Source organism: Thermodesulfobacteriota bacterium, from assembly GCA_035559815.1.
Classification (GTDB): domain Bacteria; phylum Desulfobacterota_D; class UBA1144; order Nemesobacterales; family CSP1-2; genus DATMAT01.
Window position 1 is genome coordinate 21678 of the sequence record DATMAT010000072.1, and the last position, 6281, is coordinate 27958.

Sequence of the window (6281 nt, forward strand, 5' to 3'; positions counted from 1 at the left end):
TCGCACATGCTCCTGAAGTAACATGCCGACCAGACTGAGGTTACTCATTCTCTCCCTACACGTCTTGATAGAGTTTGCCCCTGGGAAGCTTGTACAATTTAAGGTACAAATAATATGAGCAAAGCGCGATTACGGAAAAAGTAAGATAAGTTCCAAATGTATTTATTAGAGCTATGATGCCCGCCCGGCTATTGCCTATACCGACGTAACTGCTGAGAAGATGGGTTATAATGAATTCCTTCACACCTATACCACCTGGGCTTCCCGATATTATTCCGGCAGATGTCGATATTCCAATCAACTGCATCACAAATAAAGGCGTAAGATAAACACCAGCAGAAGCAGCATAAAGGTAAAAAGCAAAGACGGTCAACGACCAAGTAACCAGAGTGGTTAAGGTCAAGGAAATGAAACCATTATAGGAAACCCGCTTGAGATTAGTCTGAAACCACTTATCCTCAAAAATATTTCTTCTCAGTACTAAATTCAATATCTTGTCGATCTTGAATAGACTAACAAAAACAACCAGCAAAATCACAAAAAATACCACGGTGTCTTTAATATAGTCTTTGAACAGGAGCGAGCCCAAGCCTGCAAAAACAATCAAAACAGATAAATCTGCGAGCTTCTCCAGGATAAAACAGAATGTGAGCTCCTTTTTGTTATTCTGAAACAAGTAGACCTTTCCTCCCTCCCCTAACTTACCCGGTGTAATCATTCCCAGGATGGAAACTATGAAATGCACCAAAACATTCTTTCTAAACTCAATTAAAACACTTAGCTCACCGGCTAAGTAATGAAACCGTATGGCTCTAATGACATGGCTTAGAGCCATCATTAGACATCCCAGGGAGAAGGAGACTAAGTTTAATCCGGATAGATATTTAACCGCATCCAGGATATTTATCCATTTCAGGAATACCAAAAATACGATTAATCCCAATAGTAGCCTAAACAGATTAGCCTTGCTCATCATAATTACGCCCTTGTTACCAAATGAAACTCTCTGCAGCAAGCTGCAGGGTATCCGAAAATTTCTCGCTCAGAACACAGGCTTAATCCTCCCCCATCGAGGGGGAGGATGGATAAGGTAACCCTGTGGCCGCAGGGAATTTTCAAGTTAAAAGTAGATTTAATTACAGCTCAAATCCTTGATTCATAAACTCGTCCCATAAGCATTCAGATTCAGATATTTTTCTGAGGGTTAAAGACCGAGCTCAGGAAAGTATCACACAAGCTCCGGTTAAGGAGTTCGCTTTACGATCAGGTCGGCTAAGAGACCAAGCACCGAGACCTGAATAAAAGCTAAAAACAAAATGACTGTCTTATCAGTCAGGTTTTCTGATATGAAGATATCTATGAATGATGAAACCATAAACCCGACAAAAATAATTCCGGCGATGGGCAGAAATACCTTAAGGGGACTAAAATACATTATTGTACGCCAGATTAACTGAATGAAATTCAAAGTATCCTTGATGGGATTAATCTTCGATTTGCCCTCTCTTTTACCGTATTTAATGGGCACATATTTCACATTGTATCCGTTACAGTGCATAGCCAGGGTTATGGTCGTAGTAAAAGAAAAACCCGAGGGAAACATCCTATAAAAGCGGAGCGCCTCATTCTTTTTAAACACCCTCAAACCGGAGTTCAGGTCGGGTATATCCGTTTCCGAAAGATAGTTTGCCAGCTTACCCAACAACCATTTGATCGGCTTTCTCATAAGAGGTATATTCGAATCGCTTTTTGACCTAGCCCCAACCACCATGTCGTTCTCCCCGATATCCTTTAGCAGCTCCGGGATCATTTCATTAGGATAGGTACCATCACCGTCAGTAATTACTATGATGTCGCCTTTGGCATTTTTCATTCCCGTTTTTATCGCTCCACCATAACCTATATTCTTCGGATGTCTGATGGACGTTATACCATCAATACCTTTAAGTACTTCAGGGCTTCGGTCGGTTGATCCGTCGTCTATTACTATTATTTCATATTTAGTACCGGAATTAGATAACACCTCCTGAAGCTGCTCGACTACGTTTTTGATGCTTTTTTCCTCGTTATATATAGGGATGATGACGCTTATTGTGTTTTCATTCTCGACAACCGGTGATTTAAAATCTGAAAGATTTTCCTTATTAAGTACTGCTGCCACGTTTTAAGTCCTCCTGGAGTATGAGTAAACCAGAGCCCTGTCTGACTAATTTATATATTAAAAATTCCACCGGTGTTTTTTGATCTTTATACACCAAATCCCACCCTTTAATCTCACCTTTCTGTACCATTCCTTCTTCCGGGTCTAGCTCAAAGTGGCTTTCAATAATCTTTATTCTTCCCAGATCGCGTCGAGCCGGCCAATCGATAATCACGTAAGAAATATCGTGTATCTTCACGAATTGATTAAATCCTTCCCAGTCCATATTCTTGGATGGGACAAACCAAGTTCCCTTATCCAGTTGCCAATTAATGTTCGGACCAAGGGTGTACCTATCTTCTTCACCTAGGTTCGCCCTTAGCCAGTTCACCAAGTCCCTACGGCTATCGGTATACTCTACAGAATTCAATACGCCGGTAATCGATTGCGTTGAAAGCAGATAACCAGCCGTTACTATTAGTATGCCTACCACAGAATGAGGAATGAAAGCTGTTATGTTAAGCTTAAAATGCTGGTCAATAAAACCTAATATTGTTACTACAGCAAATGCAGTATAAATCCACATTATAGGAATTACGGGCAGGTAATAACGATCATGGGGATTAAAAGACAGAAAAATTAGAAAAAGTAGCGAGGTTATTATAACGTAAATCTTTCCACCTAAGTCCCTTTCTCTTATTAAGCCTACTACAAAAAGTGATAATAAAGAAAGGGCAAAAAGCCAACGGAATTTCTGAGAAAAGAACTGTTTAACTGGAAGAGGAATAAGCGTATTGGAAAATATTTCACTTTCTACTAAGACCCCGGACACAAGTCTCTTGGACAAATCAAATATATTTACAGTATGATTGGTTGATTTTAATTCTTTAGCCTTACTCTCACTCTCAAACCGCCAGAGCCCCTGACCCTCCACCGGACTAAAAACTTTATAGACCGTGCCCTGAAGCTCGCCTTTCCCTACCGTAATCATATAAGTGTTAACATTGAAAAAAGGATCTTTATAAACCTTTATATTCCTTATGATCAAAGGCGAGCCTACCAACAAAAACAAGATAAAAAATGACCAGAAGTACTTATTCCTAAAGATCTTGAGTCTATACACAATCAGAGATGATAAGCCAAAGCCCGGTATCAAGAGTAAACCGGATGCCTTTGTCAGATAAGCCAATCCGGCACACACTCCGGCAAGTAGCCATAATCGGTTGTTTTGAAAACCCCTTATCACAAAATACATACACAAAATGCTCAGAAGCATCAGTAGTGATTCGGGGGCCACAAGTGAAGTCCACCGCAAAAATACGGCGTTTAGCATCAATCCGAAGACTGCAATTGAAGCGCAAGCATAGCCGTACATCTTCTTTCCTATAAAAAATAGGCATAGCAGCAGAATTAATCCTATAGCGAAACTAGTAATTTTAGCGTGGATAAAAAAGGAGATGTCCGTTGAAGCAAATGCCGAGAGCACCATCATATATAACGGATGTCTATTTGCCTGTTCATATTTCCCGGTAATGCATAACTTTAAAAAATCTGTTACTCCTCCGCTTCTTTTTATAAAGTTTGCTTCCCCCAAATAGGAAGCAGTATCACCATATTCCGGGTCGGTAGCCATATTTATTTCATTTATTCCCAGCAGTATAAAATTAAGAGACAATAATATAATTAGTAAAGTGACAAATATAGTATTTGTGGATGACTTCTCCTCAAGGAGGTTGGTTTTACCCAAGAAATTAAGCCCTTTTGGGAAATAATTAAGTCCGATCCGTTTCAACATAATCGTACTAAACCACAACCTCGAAACATTTTAATCGGGCTTACACCTTATAGTGCTCCGGGTTAAACGGCATTAAGCACTTTACTCCTAGGTCTTAAGGGATTAACACCCCTGCCTATTCCAGTATTTCATCCGCAACAAGAACATGTTTAGTTACGGGCAAATAACAACCGGGCAATTTGTTCGGTCGTCTTGGCATCTTTTAGGTCCTCAGCTTAAGAAGACTCTTTCGTTTTTAAGATAACAGATGAGATAGCTAGAAAACGTTTTCAGTATCGATAGGGAAGAAAGTTAATCATCAATCAAAAATTTCCTCGACGATCTTCCAATCACCGTCGCTACTCTCTTTCAGCCGCAACTTGTTAACACCAGTACTTCCGTTAGGAAATAGAGTACGCATCTCAATTATGACCGTATCTCCTGATTTGACGGATTTTCCTATTTCCAGGTCCGCTCCCTGATAGTAGTTTCTGAGAAATTCCGGATAGTCCGGATTATTCTCCAAGAGAACCTTGTTCTTTTCATAGAAATCACCGGCGATACATTGCTTTATCTTTCCCACATCTCCGTCTTTTAAAGCCTGAAAATAAGCAGTTAAAGTTTCCGAGGGTTCCGCGGCAAGACTGTTGAGTGAATTAAAATTAAAAGGTGAGAAAAGCACGATCATCAATAAAGTTGTTATTTTTTTCATTTTCTGATCACCTCTCCTAGGGACTTGGGAATATAGAAACTTCCCACAAATTGGCTATAGACTGATAACCCGTTCCATTGGGATGTAGGTTATCAGCGTATTCCGACCCACCGTTGTTGAGGTAGTTGTTTCTAAAATGGTTATAGAGATCGGGCGCTACAAAGAGGTCAGGGGGAGAAACTTGAATGTTGTTTGCACTTATCAATTCATCAATCACCACGTTATATTCTTGAATCAACATATTTTGGGGAGCTGTATCCGGGTCAGGAAAAGGTGTACCGTTGCTACTCGACCCGAGCGCATACGGCACCTTCGCCAACAAGGGTATTTTACCCTCGTTTATTACTGCATCTATTATTCTCTGCACATTATCTTTAAAAGTTCCGTTGTAACCCGGGTCTCCCGGATTTAGCCCCATTCCGCTGGGGACGGGAGGTGAACTCTTGGCATCGTTAGTACCAAACAGTATTAAGAGGTATTGGGAATCCGGATGACTAGATAGCATTGTCGATACCCTATTTAAACCGTCTATCGATAAGTTCCCGCTCACCCCCTCATTCTTAACCGTATGCGGATATCCTTTGTTTGTAGTGAGCAGATTGTTCAAGATTGGTTCATATCCCCCGCCGCTGTTTCTGCCGTCAGCGGAAACATTGTCCGACACTATATTATCTCCGGAACCCCTGGTGATGCTGTCGCCGAACCCTACGTAATAATCCCCAACCCCAAACTCGACATGATCAGAAAAAGGCGATTGAAACACCCCGTTCTGGTCGATTAAAAGCGCATCCACGGTATACTCCTGGAGCGCTAGCCCGGATAACTGCAATTCAAATGGACGGTTGTAGTCTTCTACCTGTTGAATAATATTTCCAGAATCTTTTTCCTTGACGGTAAACTCCACTCCCCAACCAGAAGGAAAGCCGACCACTAGCGCCTCAACCAATATGTCCTGCGAGGTCTTCAAATCAAGATCGGAAGGTGAAATAACACCAAAAACCTGAGACGCAGTTATCTGAACGGCATCCGCTACCACTTTACCATTCGCATTGTTGGTCAGGGTCACTTGCAGTGTACCAGCCTGAAGTGTGTATGTACCAAGAAGATTGAATTGCCCCCCGTTTACCGTCTGGTCTACAAACACGGTAGCTAGGGTCGTAGTATTGTTTTTTATGGTGTATGGAGCATTAGTTGCACGGTCAAACTTGGAAGCCCACTGAGCAGAGATCTCATACTCTCCGGGGGCACCTATCTGAAAAGTCCATGTGGCTTTTTTAGAGCCGGTCCCGGCACCTGTCACAAAGTAGTTAGCTCCATAACAGGCACCACACAAATAAGTACTCCACGACCCTACCTTAGAGAACCCAGGATCAGTATTGTCAACTATGATTACAGCCGGCGACACCACATCCACAACAATCTGTGCTGGGGTAGGATCGGGAAGACCCAGGCTATCCGTCACCGTAAAGGTCACCGTGAATGTTCCCACGTTATTGAACTGCACCACTCCGGGATCTTCTTGTGTTGAATCCGCTATCGCCTGATCCCCAAAATCCCATAAATAACTCAAGGGTAGGTTATTGTCAGGATCGTTCCCCGTACCGGTAAAGCTCACCGTTTCCCCTACATTGATCGTCACATTCCCGCCTGGAGTA

Annotated in this window: 5 protein-coding genes; all 5 read right to left on the minus strand. The window is 41.9% G+C overall.

Features of this window, described 5'->3' with window-relative positions; genetic code table 11:
• Positions 1-55 precede the first annotated feature (55 nt).
• Positions 56-976: a lysylphosphatidylglycerol synthase transmembrane domain-containing protein gene (locus tag VNN20_16670; protein ID HWP93824.1), complete on the minus strand. Its 921-nt coding sequence runs from the start codon at positions 974-976 to the stop codon at positions 56-58.
• Positions 977-1243: 267 nt separating this feature from the next.
• Positions 1244-2161 (minus strand): glycosyltransferase family 2 protein, encoded by a 918-nt coding sequence (locus VNN20_16675; GenBank protein ID HWP93825.1) that lies wholly within the window; start codon positions 2159-2161, stop codon positions 1244-1246.
• Positions 2145-3935, minus strand: coding sequence for a glycosyltransferase family 39 protein (locus tag VNN20_16680; protein ID HWP93826.1), 1791 nt, complete (start codon positions 3933-3935; stop codon positions 2145-2147). Before VNN20_16680 ends, VNN20_16675 begins: the two co-directional genes overlap by 17 nt.
• A 298-nt stretch (positions 3936-4233) precedes the next feature.
• Positions 4234-4626 (minus strand): hypothetical protein, encoded by a 393-nt coding sequence (locus VNN20_16685; GenBank protein ID HWP93827.1) that lies wholly within the window; start codon positions 4624-4626, stop codon positions 4234-4236.
• Between the two features lie 16 nt (positions 4627-4642).
• Positions 4643-6281, minus strand: a 1639-nt coding sequence (locus VNN20_16690) for a GDSL-type esterase/lipase family protein (protein HWP93828.1), incomplete at its 5' end; no start/stop codon positions are given.

Bases quoted from the DNA above. Each gene is read 5' to 3' on its own strand.
- VNN20_16685 (HWP93827.1), bottom strand. From the start codon at position 4,626: ATGAAAAAAATAACAACTTTATTGATGATCGTGCTTTTCTCACCTTTT.
- VNN20_16680 (HWP93826.1), bottom strand. From the start codon at position 3,935: ATGTTGAAACGGATCGGACTTAATTATTTCCCAAAAGGGCTTAATTTC.
- VNN20_16670 (HWP93824.1), bottom strand. From the start codon at position 976: ATGATGAGCAAGGCTAATCTGTTTAGGCTACTATTGGGATTAATCGTA.